20 protein-coding genes and 1 pseudogene are annotated in these 19,516 nt (G+C 58.6%); 12 read left to right on the top strand and 9 right to left on the bottom strand.

The annotated features are described in order from the left end of the window. Positions 1–1,031: 1,031 nt before the first annotated feature. The 5 genes from ACEN42_RS32885 to ACEN42_RS32865 form a co-directional block, all read right to left on the bottom strand. Positions 1,032–2,042, bottom strand: a complete 1,011-nt coding sequence (locus tag ACEN42_RS32885; protein ID WP_371881115.1) for an IS30 family transposase — start codon at positions 2,040–2,042, stop codon at positions 1,032–1,034. A 1,146-nt stretch (positions 2,043–3,188) separates the two neighbouring features. Next, entirely contained in the window at positions 3,189–3,524 is a 336-nt protein-coding gene (locus ACEN42_RS32880) for an SET domain-containing protein (protein ID WP_371882848.1), read from the bottom strand. Positions 3,525–3,899: 375 nt separating this feature from the next. Continuing rightward, the gene (locus tag ACEN42_RS32875; RefSeq protein ID WP_371882847.1) at positions 3,900–4,178 is read right to left on the bottom strand and encodes an HU family DNA-binding protein; all 279 of its coding nucleotides are present in this window, start codon (positions 4,176–4,178) and stop codon (positions 3,900–3,902) included. A gap of 72 nt (positions 4,179–4,250) precedes the next feature. Beyond that, positions 4,251–4,526, bottom strand: coding sequence for a hypothetical protein (locus ACEN42_RS32870; protein WP_371882846.1), 276 nt, complete (start codon positions 4,524–4,526; stop codon positions 4,251–4,253). Between the two features lie 84 nt (positions 4,527–4,610). Then, positions 4,611–5,627: a DNA-binding protein gene (locus tag ACEN42_RS32865; protein ID WP_371882845.1), complete on the bottom strand. Its 1,017-nt coding sequence runs from the start codon at positions 5,625–5,627 to the stop codon at positions 4,611–4,613. 92 nt (positions 5,628–5,719) lie between these two features. On the opposite strand from ACEN42_RS32865, the gene ACEN42_RS32860 reads away from it, so the two are divergent. From ACEN42_RS32860 to ACEN42_RS32820, 9 genes are all read left to right on the top strand, one after another. Next, positions 5,720–6,988 (top strand): tyrosine-type recombinase/integrase, encoded by a 1,269-nt coding sequence (locus tag ACEN42_RS32860; protein ID WP_371882844.1) that lies wholly within the window; start codon positions 5,720–5,722, stop codon positions 6,986–6,988. A 72-nt stretch (positions 6,989–7,060) separates the two neighbouring features. Continuing rightward, positions 7,061–7,330: a DUF1488 family protein gene (locus tag ACEN42_RS32855; protein WP_371882843.1), complete on the top strand. Its 270-nt coding sequence runs from the start codon at positions 7,061–7,063 to the stop codon at positions 7,328–7,330. A 1,149-nt stretch (positions 7,331–8,479) separates the two neighbouring features. Then, a complete protein-coding gene (locus ACEN42_RS32850; protein ID WP_371882842.1) occupies positions 8,480–9,556 on the top strand; it encodes a PHB depolymerase family esterase in 1,077 nt (358 codons plus the stop codon). 262 nt (positions 9,557–9,818) lie between these two features. Then, the gene (gene phaP / locus ACEN42_RS32845) at positions 9,819–10,385 is read left to right on the top strand and encodes a TIGR01841 family phasin (protein WP_371882841.1); all 567 of its coding nucleotides are present in this window, start codon (positions 9,819–9,821) and stop codon (positions 10,383–10,385) included. 395 nt (positions 10,386–10,780) lie between these two features. Beyond that, positions 10,781–11,497: a hypothetical protein gene (locus ACEN42_RS32840; protein WP_371882840.1), complete on the top strand. Its 717-nt coding sequence runs from the start codon at positions 10,781–10,783 to the stop codon at positions 11,495–11,497. A 32-nt stretch (positions 11,498–11,529) separates the two neighbouring features. Next, positions 11,530–12,006: a YsnF/AvaK domain-containing protein gene (locus ACEN42_RS32835; RefSeq protein WP_371882839.1), complete on the top strand. Its 477-nt coding sequence runs from the start codon at positions 11,530–11,532 to the stop codon at positions 12,004–12,006. A 52-nt stretch (positions 12,007–12,058) separates the two neighbouring features. Continuing rightward, positions 12,059–12,961 (top strand): YsnF/AvaK domain-containing protein, encoded by a 903-nt coding sequence (locus ACEN42_RS32830; protein ID WP_371882838.1) that lies wholly within the window; start codon positions 12,059–12,061, stop codon positions 12,959–12,961. A 61-nt stretch (positions 12,962–13,022) separates the two neighbouring features. Next, positions 13,023–13,199: a hypothetical protein gene (locus ACEN42_RS32825; protein WP_238218426.1), complete on the top strand. Its 177-nt coding sequence runs from the start codon at positions 13,023–13,025 to the stop codon at positions 13,197–13,199. A gap of 245 nt (positions 13,200–13,444) precedes the next feature. Continuing rightward, positions 13,445–14,320 (top strand): manganese catalase family protein, encoded by an 876-nt coding sequence (locus tag ACEN42_RS32820; RefSeq protein WP_014253385.1) that lies wholly within the window; start codon positions 13,445–13,447, stop codon positions 14,318–14,320. 324 nt (positions 14,321–14,644) lie between these two features. On the opposite strand, the gene ACEN42_RS32815 is transcribed toward ACEN42_RS32820, so the two are convergent. From ACEN42_RS32815 to otsA, 4 genes are all read right to left on the bottom strand, one after another. Continuing rightward, a complete protein-coding gene (locus tag ACEN42_RS32815; RefSeq protein WP_371882837.1) occupies positions 14,645–14,854 on the bottom strand; it encodes a response regulator in 210 nt (69 codons plus the stop codon). 252 nt (positions 14,855–15,106) lie between these two features. Next, positions 15,107–15,355 (bottom strand): hypothetical protein, encoded by a 249-nt coding sequence (locus ACEN42_RS32810; protein WP_187609336.1) that lies wholly within the window; start codon positions 15,353–15,355, stop codon positions 15,107–15,109. 31 nt (positions 15,356–15,386) lie between these two features. Beyond that, on the bottom strand, positions 15,387–15,635 hold the full coding sequence (locus ACEN42_RS32805) for a DUF2934 domain-containing protein (RefSeq protein ID WP_371882836.1): 249 nt from the start codon (positions 15,633–15,635) through the stop codon (positions 15,387–15,389). 123 nt (positions 15,636–15,758) lie between these two features. After that, positions 15,759–17,162, bottom strand: coding sequence for an alpha,alpha-trehalose-phosphate synthase (UDP-forming) (gene otsA, locus ACEN42_RS32800; RefSeq protein ID WP_371882835.1), 1,404 nt, complete (start codon positions 17,160–17,162; stop codon positions 15,759–15,761). 374 nt (positions 17,163–17,536) lie between these two features. Here otsA and ACEN42_RS32795 point away from each other — a divergent pair. The 3 genes and pseudogenes from ACEN42_RS32795 to tnpB all read left to right on the top strand — a co-directional run bounded on the left by ACEN42_RS32795 (position 17,537) and on the right by tnpB (position 19,493). Further along, positions 17,537–18,678: pseudogene (locus ACEN42_RS32795) on the top strand (sensor histidine kinase). 54 nt (positions 18,679–18,732) lie between these two features. Next, positions 18,733–19,152, top strand: a complete 420-nt coding sequence (locus ACEN42_RS32790; RefSeq protein ID WP_371882815.1) for an IS66 family insertion sequence element accessory protein TnpA — start codon at positions 18,733–18,735, stop codon at positions 19,150–19,152. 44 nt (positions 19,153–19,196) lie between these two features. Further along, entirely contained in the window at positions 19,197–19,493 is a 297-nt protein-coding gene (gene tnpB / locus ACEN42_RS32785; protein ID WP_371882816.1) for an IS66 family insertion sequence element accessory protein TnpB, read from the top strand. Positions 19,494–19,516: the final 23 nt, after the last annotated feature.

Below are 19,516 nucleotides of genomic sequence, written 5' to 3'. Positions count from 1 at the left end.
TTGGGTCCCTTTAGAGACAGCGTGACATACGCTATCAACTGATTGCCCGATAACCTCTACTGTATCCAATGTGATCATGCGCGTTGGGCCTTACTCGATCACCAGGACCTGAGTGGTGGTGAGCGACCCAAGACCGATCTATGCCGCCACGCCTTGCAACTGGCTGACCGCTTAGGTCGCGCGCTGTCTGGCACCGACCCACTGATCGATGTCGCTCGTGAATTGGAGCGAGATCGTCGCACGGAACGCGCAAAGCGTTGGGAACATGAGACACGTCCATCGGTATTCGCAGGCGGGGCGGCATACCATGGATCCGTTTGATCTTCTTTTGCGCCTTCGTTATGACGATTGGAATTCGTTACTCGTTTGCCTCTTCGGAAAGACGTGTATTGTCCTCGATCTCTCCGAGCTCGCCGCAATCTATCCAGTTTTGCGCCAATTCGCATTCTTCCCGAAGTTTCCTCTGTTCCCTCTCGCTGTTTCTCTAGGAACGGATTTGTCTTCAACGCAGGCGTATTGGTGGCCCAGAACTTCGCTTCTCGATAGGAAGGTTTCGTTGGGTTTATCACGAACTTACTGCTCTGATTTCCGTCGCCAGGAGGCACGCCTGTCTCGTACAACCAAGTCGCTTGGAACGAATGTTTGTTGCCCACGGGTGGCGTTCCTAGTGACCCGTCGTGGTTCGTCGGTAAGGTGAACCGATACTCATTGCCCCCCGTCACGTGCTCCTCAGCTGTCTTCGCTGGCGCTTGTTCGGAGGCCGCGGTTGTCACACAGATGAGCGTGAAAACGAGTGCGGCCGATATTCCGGTTTGGCAGCTCACCATCGTCCCCATGGCATCGACCTAGCTGCAAGGTAGACCGCGGTCGGTATGCAAACAAATGCATTTGGGCGGAGGCGCTTGTCGGCGGACGAGCGCGCTTCCCAGTTTTGGCCAGACGGACAGCACTGAGCGGCCAACTTAAGCTCTAACTTGACCCCACAGCCTGGAACTAAGCACGGCGGTTTCAAGCCGAAGTGCAACAAGGGGTTAATGTTTAGCGTCTTGAGGTTGACTTGCTGAGGCGAGCGTGGCGGCGAAGACCTCGAACGGTGAATGAAACGCGTGAGTTGCGCGCGGCCGGTTGTTCAAGCTGTCGGCGATAGCATCGAGTTCGTCTTGTGTGTAGACCGAGAGGTCGGTTCCCTTAGGTAAGTACTGGCGCAACAATCCGTTGGTGTTTTCGCAAGTGCCGCGTTGCCACGGGCTGTGCGGGTCGCAGAAGTACACGCGCACGCCGGTGGCCGCGGCGAGTTCCTGATGGCGCGCGAGTTCCTTGCCCTGGTCATAGGTGAAGCTCTGGCGCAGGGGTTCAGGAATCGAATTGAGTTTGGCCGAGAAGCCCGCCAGAGCTGAGGCGGCCGTAGCATCCTCCATCTTGGCAAGCAACACCAGGCGGCTGGTGCGCTCAACCAGTACGCCAACGGAGGATTGGTTGCCGGCGCCTTTTATAAAGTCGCCTTCCCAGTGTCCAGGCAGCAGGCGGTCTTCGATTTCGGGCGGGCGCACGTGAATACTCACCATCTCGGGAATCTGCCCGCGTCGGTCTGTGCCGCGTGTGCGGGACATACGGGTACTGTGGCCGTGGCGCAGGCAGGCAATCAACTGGCGGCGCAGTTCGCCGCGCGGCTGAGCGTAGATAGCCGTGTAGATGGTTTCGTGCGATACGTGCTGGGTCGGGTCGGTCGGATACATTCGCCTAAGTGTGCCCGATATCTGCTGGGGCGACCACTTCCAGTCCAGCAACGTGAGCACAACCCGCCAGCGAACGCCCTGCGTGCAAAGCTTGGCGGGGCCGCGCCCAGCGCTACGGCGGGCGGCGCATAGTGCTTGAGCTGGCACGGATGCGTAGCCAGCAGGAGAGCTGTTGCGCGTCAGTTCACGGCTCACGGTGGACGGCGAGCGACCGAGCATTCGGGCCATGGCCCGAATGCTCACATCCTGCAGTCGTAGGCTTGCGATGGCGAGGCGTTCTTCAGGTTGAAGATGCTGGTATGAAATAGTTTTGTCGGGCATTGCAACACCTTATACGAGATAGGTGTTGCACCTCGCTTTTGAGGCCGCCCACCTATTTTTTTTGTCAGAAATTTAGGTGACCGGTTCACTCTGACAGGTGCCGTTGAAGAGCTGAAGGTTCGAGAGACGGCTTCGGGTCGTGAGTGTTAGTTCGCTGACGGCGGTAGCTGCTGTCCCGTCGCGCGACGCCGGCAAGGTCAGCAATCCACCGGGGTGCAGACGCTAAACACGACCGACCTCAATGTCCGCAAAGGCCGATCACCGGACCGACGACTGAACGTGTTGGATAGCGAGCGACGGCGCTCGGCCAACCGCGCAAGGGAAAAGTCCCGAATCGGTGATCCGGCTTTCGTTCTGGACGGGCGTGTTGGAGATTTCCAAATCACCGATTCGGAAACCTCGCCCGGCGGATAGCTCTGGTAGAGGAGCCGCATCAACTTCAGATTGTCAGCGCCAAAGCCTCATCCAACCAGCCCCGTCAGACGAGACGTTGCGAAAGTGCCTGTCCTATGCCGCCCGCCCTGTCCACCCTGCTCAGATTAGACGATCCGACGGACGACCAACCAATAGGTTGCCCTCATCAGTGCGTTGATGCTTTGCGCAGCAGCGCGCCGGCCCTCTTCGAGGATGATTGACAACTCGGGATGACTGCATTGGGACCTCTGGCATCATCGCGCGGACTGTTCACTTGATATCGAGCAGGCAGAGCCAGCATTAGCGGCATCATCTCGGCGCGCGTTTATGTTCCATTCCAGCAAAAAGTCCGCAGCAACCGTTCAGAAGCGAAGCCGGTGGCACACGCTGAATCATCGATGCCGCACGCTCCGTGTCGCCATGTACACGTCAAACAGGCCGGCGTGCAAGCGGCTGAGTTCTTGACGAAGGGCGATCAACGTCACGCTCAAGAAGGATTCATGCGAAGGCGCGTTTAGGCTAATCGATTTCACCGCGTCGAGGAAGCTGTCACCCCACGTTTCAGTGGTCGTTCTCACACCACCTCATGGTGCCGTAGTAACCGATCCCTACCGACGGGCCTCCAGCATGGTTCCTCGACAGCGACGCGCGCCGCAGCGGCATGCGTACATCCGTTTCAGCGCTGTTGTTCTGCGCCCTTCGACACCCAACCGGTAGTCAATGAAGAGTTCTGTGCCCCTCTGTAATCGCGCGGGTTGCGTGGATGAAGATCCGATCCCCTTGCTGCTCCGCTTCGCAGTTGGGGGCGCAACAGTGATTGATCCAGCGCGCCGAATTGCCTCCTCGGGCGCCGTCGAGCATACGACCGTCGTCGAGATTGAAGAAGAAAGTACGTCCATCCTCCGCCGTCGACCGCTGGACCCGGCGCTGCGCTTCCTTCGCCGTGATGATCTCGCCCTTGTACTCGATGATTGGATCGCCGGCGGCGATGTTGGTGAGCGCGAAAACGCCTCGACCATGAATCAGCGAGGTCCGAACGGCAATACGACGCATGGTGTGTTCTCACAGGTTTTCGAGCAGGCGAAACGTCCGCAGCTGCGTGACGACAGGCATAATCGCACATCATTGCGTGCCCGGCCGTCAAGCTATGCCCGCTCCCACTCGTCGCACGAAACTTAAGCGCAAGCCAGCGCGCGGGACCTTGGTGCGTTACCAGGATCGCATTGCCGAGGTGATGGGTGAAGCGCGCGGGCAACGCGTGATGATCCGTTCGATTCACCCGGACGGACAAGAGCGCCGCACGGCGGTGAAATGGGTCAACCTCGTGCCCCTCGAGACACAGCTTTTCTGACCGGGTGTCACTCGATCGGCGAGGCAGTAGACAACTGGGTCGTCTGCCGCCAAGCGCGCATCCGGTCCTCGCTGTATTCAAGCCTGATTGACGGCATCCTTGAATGCCTTGCCCGCTGTGAACTTGACGGTTTTCGCGGCCGCAATTTCCATCGCTTCGCCCGTCGCGGGGTTTCGACCCGTCCGTGCTGCCCGCTCGCCACTTCCGAAGGTACCAAAGCCAACAAGTTGAACGGCGTGGCCTGCCGCCACTTCCTTCGAAATGGTGTTCAACACGGCATTGATCGCCTCTTCAGCGGCGCTCTTGCTTGTACCCGACTCCGATGCAACTGCGTCGATCAGTTCCTGCTTGTTCATTGAATCCCTTCCTCTCAAGTGAAATTGAACGCGATCTTTGCGATCGGTTTTGAAATGTGGCCACCGCTACTGCTACGAGGCTGCGCCGGTCGCATCCAGGTCGAACAGATCCGAGGTGGTGCTGTGTGCACTGAGCAGTTCGGGCAAGCCACCGTTTCGAACCTTGGCCAACGTGTCCGGCGACAGCCAGATTTCTTCCATCGCGTCGATGCCTTCCTCAATCAGCCGCTGCAGGAAGAACGACTGCTTGCGCCCCGTTGCCTCCGCGAGCACCCGCAAGCGCTGTTCGATGACGGGGTCGATGCGCACCGCCACGACCCTCAATTTGTTCTCTGCTGATCTTCTCATCTGTTCTCCTTTTGGGCCGTCGGCGCGACTTCGACGTTAACTGGCCGTGGACCGCGCCGCTGCGCAGCGCCATCCGATCAATATCTACGGGCGACCTTTCACGCTCGCCGTTTTGACTGCCGCTGCCTTTCGAGCGGCTCGCCTAGCTGGCGGACTGGCTTCGGCGGTGGGCACACGTCGCGTGGACGGCCGCGCCGCTGTGCGCAGCGACTTCAACTGTTCCTGAAGTGACTGATGCGCCGCTTCGAGCGCGGCGAGCTTGCCCTGGAGCACCCCGGTCTGATGGCGCACATCGCCCTGCTGCTCCTGCAGCGCTTCGATGGTGCGACGGTGCTCGGCCTCTCGCTTGTCTGCCCGCTTGGCCGCCTCGGCCAATTCTTTCTGAGCCTTTGCTGTGGCGCTGCGTTCCCGATCGATTTCCAGGAGCGCCCGCTTTTCCGACGCGCGCACGCGCTCCTCGGCACGGCTCGCGGTCTCACGAAGCTTCTCCAGATCACGCGAGAACGTGTCGCGCACCTTCTCCAGCTCCCGCTCGCGAGCGACGGCCTCTTCGCTTAGATGCTTGATCTGCGCCTCGAGCGCTTTACGCGTGGCGGCCTCTTCTGCTTGCTGTCGCTCCAATTCCCGAATCTCGACCTGGGCCGCTAGCAGTGCCGCGGTACGCTGCTCCAGCGCCGTTTCCGTGCGACCCAGTTCTTCCCGTGCGGCGACGACCTTTTGCTCTGCCTCGGCGCGACTCGCTTCGACTTCGTCGCGCAGGGACGTCAGTTCGGCCTGGGCAGACGTCGCCGCCCGAGTCCAGAGCGTCCCGATCAGCTCGCCCGCCGCTTCGCTCAAGTCCGTCGGCAAGTCCGGGTGCTCGATGCGCAGCCGGCTTTTCTCGCGCAGCTCTGCCCAGAACTCGCTCAACACGGAGGCCGGCGTGCTCATGGTGCCGCGGCGGACCAGGTTGTAGAGACGATTGGCGGTCGGCGCGACGCCGAAGCGGAAAAACAGCAGCGCACACACCTCACGGTAGAGTTCGCGCGTCTTGGGGAATTCGATCTTGAGGCGCTCGATATCGGACGCGAGACGGGTTTCGTCGGAAAGTGGTTCGGACATAAGCGGGTAAGAGCCGAGAATGCAATGATAATACAACGTATTTCGCTATTTATCTAACTCATCGGCGCCTTGGATTTGACATTAACCGTATAATGTTGATAATTCTATGCGGAATTGCCGCCAAAACGAACGTGACTTCACAACCCGCTGCGCCGACCACACCACCGTATGCATTGCAGCCGGCACCGCTCGAAACGCTCGTCATTCCAGCCGAGCTGGACGGCTCCGCGGGGCTGAATCGTGCAGTGACCGGGCGCGCCCAGATTGCCGCCGATCACGACCTCGATGCGATCCGCGCATGGCTGTCACGCTTTGTCGACACGAAAACCACCTTCGAGAGTTACCGCAAGGAGGCCGAGCGCCTTCTGCTCTGGTCGGTCGTCGAGATGGGCAAACCCCTCTCTTCTCTGACCCACGAAGACTGCTTGCGCTATCAGCATTTTCTCGCCGATCCGCAGCCTGCCGGCACGTGGGTGGCCGGGGGCGGGCGCAAGCATCCGCGCAGCGACGCGCGCTGGCGGCCGTTTTATGGGCCGCTCTCGTCGTCCAGCCAACGCCAGGCAACCGTCATCCTGAACGTGATGTTCTCGTGGCTGGTGCAGGCCGGCTATCTCGCCGGCAATCCGCTATCGCTCTCGCGCCAACGGACCCGACACGCAGCGCCTCGCATCACCCGTTATCTGGAGCCAAGCGTGTGGCAGGAGGTCAAGGACTTCATTGCGACGATGCCCAAGCAAACGGACCGGGGAAAAGCCCACGCGTACCGCGTCCGATGGTTATTCACCCTGCTCTATCTCGGCGGGCTGCGCATTGCGGAGGTCGGCGCAAATACCATGGGCCAGTTCTTCGTGCGACACGATGCGGACGTCGCGCTGCGTTGGTGGCTCACCGTTCACGGCAAAGGCGATAAGCAACGGCTCGTGCCGGCCACCCGCGAGATGATGATGGAACTGTCCCGCTATCGGCAGCACCTTGGCTTGAGCGCTCTGCCGTCGCCCAATGAAGACACACCGCTCGTGCTGCCGATAGGCGCCACGGCGTCGAACGAACGCACCAAGACGTGCGCGCCGCTTACGCGCGCGGCGCTGCACGTCATCGTCAAGGATGTGTTCGCGGGTGCCGCCGCGCGTCTGCGGGAGCGCGACGATGCGGCAAGCTCACGCGCCGATCTGCTTGAGAAGGCCTCCGCGCATTGGCTCAGGCACAGTGCCGGCTCGCACATGGCCGACCAAAAGATTGACCTGCGCATGGTGCGCGACAACCTCGGACATGCATCGCTGACAACAACCAGCATTTATTTGCACGTCGACGACGATCGGCGGCATCAGGAGACCGAAGAAAAACACCGGGTAGACTGGTGAAACTTGGCGAAGTCACCCAACCATCCCGATGAACGTACCTGCCGATTCCGTCCGCCAACCGCCACTCCGCTCATGAAAGTCCCTGTGTCCGAACCCCAGATCTGTACATACAAACAAATGCTCAGCTTCGTGATCGATTGGCGCGGAGAAAGCGTAACGTGTGTCGTGCCGCGCGGCTGCTTAGAAGTCTTTTTCTGGCTTGCGCCCAACGCGGACGATAGCCGATTGGTGAGCGTGTTCAGGGACGGATTCGCTCGGATCGAAGCGGTCGCCCGACGAAAGCTGCGGGCGCGGCCAACGAGTCATGTCCGCCTGACGGAGGCTGACTTTTCAAGTGGTTGACCGGCTAGTCTCCTCTTTTTGCAGACACGGCCCCGGAATTCGCGAGCTCGTTGCAATTCAAGGGGAAGGGAAACATAGACGATTAGTTGCATCCGCCGGCAGGCGAAACCGCGCCTGTCCGATCACGGCAAGTCCGCCAAGCGTCGGCGGCAACGCACACTTTCGGACCCCTTGCCGCCATTCGGTTTGCCGCGAAAGCAACGGCCGATTGCAATGCTCAACGGCCCTTCACTCGCGCGGATTTTCTGGTGTTCACTGGGGGCTTGGCGACGTGCGGCCTGAACCCGCCAGCGCCGTAATTTTTTTCTGACACGAGGGCGGTCGGACAACCATGCTGAACTGCCGCTTGTTCCGTCGGCGAGCCGCAGTACAGGCCGCCCTGTTGTCGCTTGTGTCTCTGCGACGACTCCGCTCCAGATTTCAGTATGGCCTCTCTCGTAATCCGGGTCGCCTTACCAAAGCTGCTATCCGTCGCGACGTGCCTGTTGTCAATGCTCGCGAGCCAATGTTCAGCGCTAAGGCACCAGGGGGATCCTGCGCTCCTCATGAGCAATGCGAGCCATCGCCGAATCGAGGCATCTATGGCCTTTTGCCGCCGACGCCGCCGCTCTGATGTGCTTCACATCATCCAAATTAGGCACTTGCCGCCTGATCAGAAGTTGGCTGCTGCTCGATATAGAGTGGCTCAATGCGGATCGGCAACGCTCAATCCGTGGAAGGAAGCGGGTACGTTTCGTCTTGGTTGCCTAGCTGCGCGTTTGGACCGCCCCCCGGCCGACGGCAGGGTCGCCCGCCGGAAACGATGACCGTGTTGCCACCTCCCATCGGAATGTCGATGCCTTGTGGTACCTAAACTCGTAAATATCTTTATTCGGCTTCGCGCCAAGGGTAAACGCGGGTACGATGAACCTGAAATCGAAGTTCTAAATCCGGGATCAACACCATTACGAAAGCGAATTGATCGCAAACGATATTTGCTTCCGAGCCCGACCTTCCCAACAGCCACGCGTCCAACCTGGTTTCCAAGGATTCACCGCATTTGTCCTCGCCGAGAAAAATACATTCGAGTTTCCGGGCACCAACCGGTGGCGGGTCATTATCCGATCGATACTCGACACTCGCGCAAATCAGTCCGAATAAAAGAGTCCAATGAAAAATATCAACGCAACAGCCGTAATGCACAATTCGGGTCACCCCTCTTTCGATAGTTCATCAAGTTCATCGTCTCCCTTAATAGGCTTGTTTGTTTCTCGCGTCGCCAACGACGTGGTCAAAGCTGCGGATCTCGATTCGTGCTCACCGGAAGCTCAAAAGAAAACCACTCGCGCGCTTCAATCCGGGCCGCAATGGCTCTCAGGTCGGTTTTCCCACCCGACGGGCGTCCACGACTTCAAGGTCTACGTTCCGGCGAATTATCGCGGCGCACCCACCTCCCTTATAGTCATGCTTCATGGCGCCAGCCAGGACGCCGATGATTTTGCTCTCGGCACCGGAATGAATCTGGCCGCTGAAAGTGGCGGTTGTATCGTCGTATATCCCGAACAGGGAACGGGTGCCAACATGTTCCGGTGCTGGAACTGGTTTCGGCCGGCAGATCAAGTCCGCGATTCAGGCGAAGCCTCGATCATCGCGGGAATCACGCGCGAGGTGATGGCATGCTACGAGATCGACCCGACCCGCGTTTTCATTGCCGGAATGTCGGCCGGCGCGGCGATGGCCGTGAACCTTGCGGTCACTCATCCCGACCTTTACTCGGCCGCCGGGATTCATTCAGGCTTGGCGTTCGGTGTCGCCGACGAAGCATTTTCGGCGATGACCGCAATGAGGACGGGAACCTGCACGGCCCAACTGAGCGCCGCACGAGACGCGATGGGCGTTTGTCGTGCGGTGCCCCTCATCGTCTTTCACGGTGATCAAGACACCACGGTGCATCCGCTGAACGCCCAGGGGCTGATGCAGATGCATCGGAACCTGATGCTCGGCACGGATGAGGCATACGCCTCGGTTACCACCGAACTCGGACAAGTGGAGCAAGGCTATCCCTATACCCGCAACACGTATCGACGTAGCGGCGGCGGGGAGGTCTTCGGCGAACAGTGGCTGATCCACGGGCTTGGTCACGCCTGGTCGGGTGGCGATCCCAACGCCACTCACACGGACGCCCGGGGACCGAACGCTGCGCGAGAGATGATGCGATTCTTCGAGGCCGTCGCCGACTCACGATAGATGGCCCGCAAACGCGCGGGCCAAATAGGCAGCGCGTCAAAATAATAATTGGGTCGTTTATACCTTTTTCAAATTATTCAGCTTAGGAATAAAAAAGGGCGACGTAAAAAATACTAACCGCAAATTGCATTCTTGCATAAATGAAATAAGGCTTGACGCTTGAATTTAATGCTGTAGGATGAATTTCACCGTGCAATGCAGCAACGCATTTTTCACCTCTCCCGAAATTCCAAACCCGTCTAAAAATTAAATGGAGTAATTCATGTTCTTTCTTCCTCCGCAGCAAATGGCAGCATTTCAAAAAGCTAAATTCCAGGCGTGGATGAGCTTGACCGATAAGTATATGGACGGCTTTCAAAAGCTAACGCAACTTAATGTGCAAACCATTAGAACGCTCATTTCCGAAAACGAGGGTGTAACCAGGCCAGCGCCTGAAAATGCCAGCGACGTGAACGAATGGCAATCGAAATTGCTTACGCAAGTTCCCGAAAAGGCCGCATCGTATAGTCGGCATTTTTTTGCGATTGTCTCGGCAACAGGCGAGCAGGTGGCGCGAGAGGCGCAAAGCCAGTTTGCCTCATATGGCGGTCACATGAACGAGATCTTCAAGACTGCGGTTGATCACGCATCCGAGGCGTCGGAAAAGGCTGCTGTGGCCTTGGAGACGAACTTGAAGCAAGCGACCACGGCCTCGGTCGAGGCGACAGCGAACGCCGCTGAATCCCTGGCGAAGGAAACCCAGTCGAATGTCTCGGCCGCGAGCAATGCAATGAAGACCGGCGCCGATACGGCCATGCAATCGATGAACAAGCCGAACCAAAAGCACTAAGCATCTGCAGTCCCGCTGCTTCAGGACTAGTCACTGCAACGACAAGCAAAGGCCCGCTTCCGAGCGGGCTTTTGTTTGTTGAACTCCGAAAGCAACGCAAGCGCGCCCCTTCGCGACCTGGCGTGGCTGTCCGCCGTTCCAGACTTTTGAATCATCCCTCAACTCGAACTTGCTCCAGTGCAACGCTGGACTTTTCGTCGTGGGCAATAAATTCTTTCGATTCTCACGCTTGGAGCGGATACCCCCTATTTGCATTCGTTCAAGTGGCGTAACTTGCAGATAAGGGTTCGGGCCGTCGTCCGACCCACCTGGGAATAGCCCTTGCGCTATACACCACAACACCAATTTCCAAGAACATCATTTTTTTTCGTTTTCCTAACTTCATGGATTTCAAAATGCGCCTGCTCACTACACAAGACGGTCTTCCCCGTATCTCCTGGGGTGCCGTCATCGCCGGGGTCATCCTCTCCCTCATCGCTTATCTGATCCTCACGGTGCTCGGAACTGCAATTGGGGCGTCTGTCCTGTCGCCGCTTACTCAGCCCGATCCCGCGCGCGGATTCGCCTTCGGATCGGGCGCTTACATGATCGTGATGACGGTGATCGCGGTGTTCATCGGTTCATACTTCGCCGGCCGTTGCGCGCCGGTACTGGGCTGGCTTCACGGCCTCCTCGCCTGGGCGGTGATGATCATCGTTATGGCTTACGGCGCAACGTCGCTGGTAGGAAGCGCCGTCAACGCCGCCGGCAGTATTGCGTCGACAGGCGCAACGGCGACCGCGGCAGCGGGTCCGTCCGCAGCCAGTGGAACGATGATGAGTTCACTCAAGGAGCAGGTCCAGGGCGCGGTGGCCTCGGCGACGGCCATGGCCTCCAGTCCGCAAGCTGAAGCCGACACACGCCAGGCTGCAGACACTGCAGCGCGCGGCGTCGCCCGTGCATCATGGTTCTCGTTTGCAGCGCTCGTGGTCGGCGCGATCATCGCAATCGTTTCCGGCGTTGCGGGCTTTCGCCATCAGCCGCCGTTCGAGGACGCCGGTGGTGCTGCATACAAGGACGACGCCGTGCGCTCACCGCGACGCACCGTACCGGGCAGCCGTCCTGCGCACTGAGCGCGATCCAACTTTGCGAGTGGAGGACGGGCATGAGCGGTAACGATGAACCCACGCCGAATCTCGAAGGCGGGTCGGCCACCTTGATCGCGAGCGAGGAACGGCTTGCCCTTACGGCTCGTGAACAGGAGACCGGCGCGCTTCGGGTTCGAACCGTCACTCATACCGAGCTACACGAGCTTCCCGTGCTCTTGCACAGCCGTACGGTGCAGGTAGAACGCGTTGCAGTCAATAGATTCGTCGACGCCCAGTTCGCCCCGCACCAAGAGGGCGACACCTTGATCGTGCCCGTCTTCGAGTACGTGCCCGTGACCGAATTGAAGCTGTTGCTCAAGGAAGAGGTACGTATAACGACCGTCGTCTCTACCGAGACCGACGTTCACGTTGCAGAGGTGCAGCGTCAGCAAGTCGTCGTTGAAAGACGAGTCGGATCAGCGGGAGACTGGATTGCGGACCCCGCGATACCGTCCTTTGGCGCAGGCGATTCCGTTTCAAATCCCGCTGTTTAGATTTTATTTCTTGGCCGCACGTCAGGCTGCTCAATCTCATTCGGAGTTTCACATGACTCAAGTAATCGTAGGTGTATTCGACTCGTTTCAGGACGCCGAGACCGCTGTCTCCCGTCTGGTCGCGAGTGGCCTGAATCGTACCGACATGGAAGTGCATGCCGCTGATCAAGCCGGCGCGCCCGGCGACGTTGCTCTAGCCGACGCTCGACCGTCGACCGTAACGACCGAAGAAGCCGGCGTATTCGGCAAGATCGAGCACTTCTTCAGCAATATGTTCGGCGCCGACGATCGGCCAGAAGAAGTGGGCCATTATCAGGAAGCCGTCCGGCGCGGTGGCGCATTGCTGACCGTTACGGTGGCCGATGAAGCGCACGTCGGGATGGTTCGTTCGACAATGCATGAGGCAGGGGCCGTAGATGTCGATGAGCGAGCCGCGCAATGGAAAAGCAATGGTTACACAGGCTTCGACGCGACAGCCAAGGCTTACACCCCCGATGAAGTCATCGCAGATCGCAAAGCGTTCGCAGTGACGCGTGAATCGCTCGACGTAGGCAAGCGCGAAGTGGAAACCGGTGGCGTGCGGGTCTATTCCCGTTCCACGGAAACGCCTGTTTCCGAGAGCGTGAATCTGCGCGAAGCACACGCGACGATCGAGCGGCGGCCGGTGGATCGTATTGCCACGGCAGCGGACCTGAAGGAAGGCTCGGTAGAAATTCGTGAAACGGCTGAGCACGCCGTGGTGGCAAAAACCGCACACGTGATTGAAGAGGTCGTCGTGGGCCGCGAGGCAACGGAACACACGGAAACCATCAATGAGACCCTGCGTGGCACGGATGTCGAGGTCGAGCGTGTTGGCGCGAGCGCAGCCGGTCTTGAGCCGGGGGAGTCGGAACTTCCGCGTGGCGTGCCAAGCGCGAATGAATCGATGATCAAGACGCCGACGAAATCTGCCTAAATCAAAGACAAGGCGATTGCCCGACAGCCTGGAGGGCGCTCGCCTGCTCACAGGAGCATCCATGAAGAATCCCTGGACGAAAAAGAATCCGTTTATGAGCATGTGGTTAAGCGGCGCGAACACGGTGATTGGCTCGGCGCGAGGTCGCGCGAACGCCGCAGCAAAGCGCGGTGTGGTCGATTTCTGGACTGCAGCGCTTACGCCCGCCAAACCCAAAAAGCGCAAGGTAAATCCATAACTGACCTCCGGTGCTCACATCTCATCGCGAGATGAAGTCACCTCTTCCCGACAAACCCCGTCAGCAACCTGAAGTAACCACGCCAAAGCGATATTCGCTTTGAGAACTGAGCGCCTCCATGAGGAGGCGTGCCGCGTCAATTCTGGCGCGGGACCGCTCGGCGAAAGATCGTCACTCGCGAGAAACGCTCACCAAATGCGCAACGTCGCGCGTATGGCGAAAGCTCTTCTCCAAAGGAAAAAGTCATGTTCATTCATAACAAGCGCCTTCAGTATACGGTGCGCGTCGCAGCGCCCAATCCCGGTCTTGCGAACCTTCTGCTGGAACAGTTCGGAGGACCGCAAGGCGAACTCGGCGCTGCGTGCCGTTACTTTACGCAGGCAGTGGGTGAGGACGATCCCGGCCGTAAGGATCTCCTGTTCGACATTGCAACCGAAGAACTGAGCCACCTGGAAATCATTGGTTCGATTATCGCGATGCTGAACAAGGGTGCAAAAGGCCAGTTGGCCGAAGCGGTCGAAAGCGAGGCAGAACTTTATCGCTCGATGACTGGCGGCGGCAACGATTCGCACACCACGTCCCTGCTTTATGGTGGTGGGCCAGCGCTGATCAACTCGGCCGGCACGCCGTGGACGGCCGCGTACGTCGATACGATCGGCGAGCCGACCGCCGACCTGCGTTCCAACATAGCGGCCGAAGCACGCGCCAAGATTGTTTATGAGCGGCTCATCAACGTAACCGACGATCCGGGCATTCGCGAAACGCTGGGCTTTCTTATGACGCGAGAGATCGCGCATCAAAAGTCATTCGAAAAAGCCCTTCATTCGATACAGCCGAACTTTCCGCAAGGCAAACTTCCCGGCTTCCCGGAATTCACCGGCGTCTACTACAAGATGTCGCAAGGCGAAGAGTCAGCAACGCGTGGCCCGTGGAATGAGGGACCGGAGTGGACGTTCGTCGACGATCCCCGACCCGCTGTGGATGGCGGCGATGGATTGGCGACGGTAACGGTGACTTCGGCGGATGTGGAGACACTACAAGCCATGGCGGCACGCACGGCTTCCGACGCTAGCAGCGACCCGGTCACGGGTGCTGAACTCGGGGCGGGTCAAGCTGCCTGACTCGCAACTTTGCGCATGGAAAGCTGGATCGGCGGCCCGCAAGGGCCGCTTTGCGTTGGGCGTCATACTTACGCTCTAATCCTGCTACATCACTCGAATATATGCCTAGAAATGTATTCACGTTGTACCGTCGGTAGGCTGAAAGTGCTTGAGCGACCGGTCAAGATGAAAGTCCAGCGTTCGCAGGAGCGCCTCGAACTGAACAGGCTTAGTGAAGTGATAATTGAAACCTGCCTGAATCGACGCTAACCGATCCGCGAGGGACGTCAAGGCCGTCAACGCGATCAGCAAGGGTTGCGTTTCTAACACCATGGCTCGAACGTTTCAAGCTACGGTGCGCCCATCCATCAGTGGCATTTCGATATCGAGTAAGGCAATGTCTGGATGCCAGTGCTGAATAGCGGTCAAGGCAGATAATCCGTCAATGGCCGTGTGAACTTCGAAACCGTGCAGCATCAGAGCAGCCGCGCTCGCGTTAAGCACTACAGTGTTGTCATCAGCCAGGAGAAGCCGAGGTGCTGTCGGTTTGCGCATTGTCTTCTCGATGGTGTGCCCTACATCAAGCGCACGTGGCATTCCCGACGGACGGATTATTATTCCCTCCCAGATCGAACCGCTGTCTAACGTCGACAAGTTCAGACATTGGGATGAGCTTTCAGGGAAGTCAGGCGAAGTGCCGCCATAAGTTTTGCCCGTTCGACGTTGTTCCCGTACAGGTCGAACTCGATGCCGACTGCATGCGTACGCGATGATTGCTCGCTCGCGGAAAAGAGTGATTCGAAGAACTCAGGTGCTAATTTCCGAACCATCTCTCTTCCCATCGATGACGTCTTCGGCCAGCCGTGTGAGCCGGGTGAGCGCTTCCGCTTCCGAGAATACGGCGGTCCGCCAGGCAGGCGTGAACTGTCTGTCGTCGTCAGCGTCACCCACCTCATGCGTGATAACAAACGTTCCCGAGTAAGCGCCGCGAGCGTCAGGACCGATCACGTCGACGCTGATGTTGCAATCCCTGTATGTCGAGTTTTGAACTGTCATCAGCCCTCCCTCCAGTGAGCCACCGCGGCAATCACGGTGACGACGGCGCTGCTGGCGCGGCAGCGAATTCGTCCGAATCCTCGACGAGATCGGATTGAGTCGGCTTTTCGATAACGCCGAGTTGCAACTGGGCACGCTGCCAGAATTCGTCAGCCCGACCTTCCGGACACCCCGCTTCGGTCCAGAGTTGATATGCGCACGAGGATCTGGTCTTCGGTGATGCGAACGTCCATGTCTTGCCTCGCTGAGGTTGAGCCGACCCTGCGTGCGCACCCGTCATGGTGCCGTCACACGCTTCGAATATTCACAGGTCGAGTCCTGATGATGCGCTTTTTTGCGGCGCGAAACTCAGCGCGATTTGATTGATATTTGAAAAGACCCGGCGACCCGCGGATAGATTCGTTCAATTCTTCCCCGAAGCCATCTCCGTCTCGGCGAGCGCCTTCAAGAACGATTCGGACCACCAGCGAACATTCTCTTTGCGGACCCGGTCGGCGAGTGCGGCATGTCGATTCATGCGCTCATCGAGCGGCATGACCAATGCGCGCTGGATGGCGTCTGCGGTGCCCTGTGTGTCATAGGGGTTGACGAGCAGCGCGTCCGTCAGCTGTTCGGCCGCACCGGCGAAACGCGAAAGCACCAGCATGCCCGGGTCAGCCGGGTCCTGAGCAGCGATAAACTCCTTCGCCACCAGGTTCATGCCATCGCGCAACGGCGTCACCAGCGCGACACGACTTGCGCGATAGAGTCCCGGCAGTCGTTTTCGGGCTACATTGCGATGAATGTACCTGACCGGCATCCAGTCCAATTCTCCAAAGTCACCGTTGATTGCGCCGCACAGGCTGTCCATTTCACGGCGAAGATCATCGTACGCCCCGACGTCCTCGCGGCTCGGCGACGCAATCTGAATCAGCGTAGCGCTGTCACGATTTTCCGGGTAGCGCTCCAGCAATTGCCGGAAGGCGTGAATCCTTTGCGGTAATCCCTTCGAATAATCGAGTCGGTCGACGCCGAGAAGCAAGCGCCGCCGCGAGTATTCGTCACGCATGCGCGCAAACATCTCGCGCCCTTCCTTGGCCCTGGCAAGGCGTGCAAATTCCTCGACGTCGATGCCGATCGGAAAGGCCCCTACTTGTAAAGTGCGATTGAAAGCACGGAGGTGATTCGGACCCACGCGGACGGCCCGAGCCTCCGATTCGACATAGTGCGAAAAGTGCGTGACATCGGACTGCGCCTGGAAGCCGACGAGATCGTATGCGAAGAGCGACCGCATGAGCCACTCGTGCTCGGGGATCGCCGCCATGATCAGTGGGGGCGGCATCGGAATGTGCAGGAAAAAGCCGATGCGATGGTTGCAGCCGGCCGCACGCAATTCTGCGGCCAGCGGGATCAGATGATAGTCATGCACCCACAGGATGTCATCTGGCTTCAACATCGTGAGCAACTTACGCGCGAACAACCGGTTCACGCGTCGGTACCCCTCAGCGAAGCGTGTGTCGAATTTCGCGAGATCCAGGCGATAGTGGCACACCGGCCAAAGCACGCCGTTGGAGTATCCAACGTAATAGGTGTCGTGCTCGTCGCGGGTCAGATCGAGCGTTGCCAGTGTCACGTTGCCGCTTGTATGAATCTCAAGTCCATGCCGGTCGGCAGCCCCTCCCTCCGTGTCGTCGCTTAGTTTGCCACTCCAGCCGAACCATACTCCGCCAGTTTGTTCAAGACTTTCCCGCAGGGCGACGGCGAGGCCTCCTGCCGCAGATTTGCGAGGATCGGAAGTGCGGTTTGATACGACCACCAGACGGCTCATATCAGGCTCTGAGTTGGCAATTTAATCCACACTGGCACGGTAACATGATGCGTCGCGCTTTCAGTCGATAAGGCGTCGCTAATACGACTTAATTTACCGCCCACCGTCTGTCCAGGCGCGCGAGACGGTCCATATCAAGGACATCGTAGGAGTTGGCTCACGGAGACGACCAGCATCTGTGTGCAGGTCGATTAGACATGGGCGTCTTTTTTGCTTCGCACCATTTATGTCGCTTCTCCGTTATGCCGATTCGCGGTTGGTTTGACTGGCCGATGGGAATCAAATGTTCGAACGCGCATGGTTCGACTTCCAGGCGGAGGACAGCGAGCTTCGGCAGTAGTTTGGCTTACGGCATGCATCATGCAGGAGGCGCCATGCTTCATACGTTTCTAGCAAATAACCGCGATGAACTGATCGTGCGCTGCAGGTCCAAAGTGGCGCTGCGGCCGGCGCGTGGTGCGTCCGCCCTTCAACTCGAAAACGGCGTTCCGCTGTTTCTTGAACAACTGATTGAAACGCTGAAAATCGAGCAACCTGAACGCCCGTCAGAAAGCCTCATTGTGTCAGGCTCGCCTGGAGGTAATTCCGGCCGTTCGGAGATCGGGGAGGCAGCGGCCCGTCATGGACACGAACGGTTGACCAGGTCGTCCATGATTATGGAGACCTCTGTCAGGCCATTACTGACCTTGCACATGAACGCGATGCCCCGTTTTCGATCGACGAGTTCCGCACGCTGAACCGCTGCCTGGACAACGCGATCGCCGATGCTGTCACCGAGTTCAGTTACCAACGCGATTTCAAGATAGCTACTCAAAATGCACTTGATGAAGGCGAACGCATGGGGTCTTTCGCTCATGAGCTTCGCAACTTCCTGCACACGGCAACCCTTGCGTTTGCTGCTGCAAAAGCTGGAAATTTGCCCTTGTTTGGCGCTACGGGTGCCGTATTGGAGCGGAGCCTGACGGGCTTGGAGAAGCTCATTGAGCGTTCAATCGACGACGCCCGCGTTCCCGCAGGTGATAGCGCTAAATGGGCGCTGTTTTCAGTTTCTGACTTCATAAACGAAACAAAGCACGCGGCAAATCTGGCCGCACAGCTACGCGGGTGCAAATTTGTCGTGACGTCAGTCGATCCCCAGCTCGCTGTCAGCGGAAACCGTGACCTCCTTTATTCAGCGCTTGGTAATCTCATACAAAACGCCTTTAAATTTACCCAACCAAACTCCGAAGTAACACTGAGCGCGTATGCCATCGCCGACAAGATACTTATTGATGTGAAAGATCATGGCGGTGGTTTGCCGCCAGGAAAGGCAGAACAGATGTTTCTGCCATTCACCCAGTTCGGAGCCGATAAATCCGGGCTAGGGCTCGGATTGTCGATAGCACGTCGAAGCGTCGAACTGAATGATGGCATTCTGAGCGTGCGCGATGTTCCGGGCGTCGGATGCATATTTACGATCAGCCTTCCGCGACACACGTTGATGAAGAAATGTATCCGTCAGCGCAACCCGTCTTGAGTGTCCGAGTGCACGATGCGAAGGTTTCGGCATCGTGGTGATTGGAGTGGTGCGATGGACGACGACGTGATGGGGAGAACTGCCGTGCGAACGGGCGCTCGGCGCCCCCGCCAAGGCGAGGCGTTCTGGCGAGAGATGGTGGCAGCATGGAAGATGAGCGGCGTTGGCACTCGGCGCTTCTGCCGCGAACAAGGCCTGGCCGTCAGCACTTTCGGGTTGTGGCGCAAGAAGTTTACGGGCGAGACGCCTGCAACGATTCCGCTGGCTGTGACGGCCGACGCCGCGTTTGTCGTCGCTCGCCTCGAAGGTGAGCCTGCGGCGACACCATCAACTGCGTCGGCCGATACGTCATCGTTGTCAACGCGTGATCGCGTCACCTTATCGATCGCCGGCGTTCGCATCGAAATGAGCGGCGTGCATGCGGAGCGCATTGTGCGCTTCGTGCTCGGACAGCTTGGCGGTACACGGTGCTGATCGCCGCTGACGTTCGAGCTTACATATGCCGCGAGCCGGTCGACATGCGCAAGTCGATCGACACACTGTCGTATCTGGTCGAACCGCTGCTTGCGCAGAAGCCAAGTTCAGGCAACTTGTTCGTGTTCGTCGGCCGTGACCGCAAGAAGGTGAAGTGTCTCTATTGGGACCGTACCGGCTTCGCGCTTTGGTACAAGCGGCTCGAACTTGGGCATTTTCCATCGCCCGCGGCATTGGCACAGCGCGGTTTCACGCTCGCAGAGCTCAATGCATGGCTTGAAGGTATAGAGATTCCGGCGCGCGAACCTCATCGCGCCGTCGCCGTGACGCGCGTTGCGTAAGCGCCTGAATCGCGCGTAATTCT

The organism is Caballeronia sp. S22, from assembly GCF_964261745.1.
GTDB classification, from domain to species: domain Bacteria; phylum Pseudomonadota; class Gammaproteobacteria; order Burkholderiales; family Burkholderiaceae; genus Caballeronia; species Caballeronia jiangsuensis.
This window is presented reverse-complemented; position numbering and strand designations above follow the sequence as displayed.

Coding starts and splice junctions, on each gene's coding strand:
- ACEN42_RS32835 (WP_371882839.1), top strand. CDS start 11,530: ATGAGCGGTAACGATGAACCCACGCCGAATCTCGAAGGCGGGTCGGCC.
- otsA (WP_371882835.1), bottom strand. CDS start 17,162: ATGAGCCGTCTGGTGGTCGTATCAAACCGCACTTCCGATCCTCGCAAA.
- ACEN42_RS32810 (WP_187609336.1), bottom strand. CDS start 15,355: ATGACAGTTCAAAACTCGACATACAGGGATTGCAACATCAGCGTCGAC.
- tnpB (WP_371882816.1), top strand. CDS start 19,197: ATGCGCAAGTCGATCGACACACTGTCGTATCTGGTCGAACCGCTGCTT.
- ACEN42_RS32875 (WP_371882847.1), bottom strand. CDS start 4,178: ATGAACAAGCAGGAACTGATCGACGCAGTTGCATCGGAGTCGGGTACA.
- ACEN42_RS32860 (WP_371882844.1), top strand. CDS start 5,720: ATGTTGATAATTCTATGCGGAATTGCCGCCAAAACGAACGTGACTTCA.
- ACEN42_RS32865 (WP_371882845.1), bottom strand. CDS start 5,627: ATGTCCGAACCACTTTCCGACGAAACCCGTCTCGCGTCCGATATCGAG.
- ACEN42_RS32805 (WP_371882836.1), bottom strand. CDS start 15,635: ATGACGGGTGCGCACGCAGGGTCGGCTCAACCTCAGCGAGGCAAGACA.
- ACEN42_RS32790 (WP_371882815.1), top strand. CDS start 18,733: ATGGACGACGACGTGATGGGGAGAACTGCCGTGCGAACGGGCGCTCGG.
- ACEN42_RS32830 (WP_371882838.1), top strand. CDS start 12,059: ATGACTCAAGTAATCGTAGGTGTATTCGACTCGTTTCAGGACGCCGAG.
- ACEN42_RS32870 (WP_371882846.1), bottom strand. CDS start 4,526: ATGAGAAGATCAGCAGAGAACAAATTGAGGGTCGTGGCGGTGCGCATC.
- ACEN42_RS32825 (WP_238218426.1), top strand. CDS start 13,023: ATGAAGAATCCCTGGACGAAAAAGAATCCGTTTATGAGCATGTGGTTA.
- ACEN42_RS32880 (WP_371882848.1), bottom strand. CDS start 3,524: ATGCGTCGTATTGCCGTTCGGACCTCGCTGATTCATGGTCGAGGCGTT.
- ACEN42_RS32855 (WP_371882843.1), top strand. CDS start 7,061: ATGAAAGTCCCTGTGTCCGAACCCCAGATCTGTACATACAAACAAATG.
- ACEN42_RS32815 (WP_371882837.1), bottom strand. CDS start 14,854: ATGCGCAAACCGACAGCACCTCGGCTTCTCCTGGCTGATGACAACACT.
- ACEN42_RS32850 (WP_371882842.1), top strand. CDS start 8,480: ATGAAAAATATCAACGCAACAGCCGTAATGCACAATTCGGGTCACCCC.
- ACEN42_RS32840 (WP_371882840.1), top strand. CDS start 10,781: ATGCGCCTGCTCACTACACAAGACGGTCTTCCCCGTATCTCCTGGGGT.
- ACEN42_RS32820 (WP_014253385.1), top strand. CDS start 13,445: ATGTTCATTCATAACAAGCGCCTTCAGTATACGGTGCGCGTCGCAGCG.
- phaP (WP_371882841.1), top strand. CDS start 9,819: ATGTTCTTTCTTCCTCCGCAGCAAATGGCAGCATTTCAAAAAGCTAAA.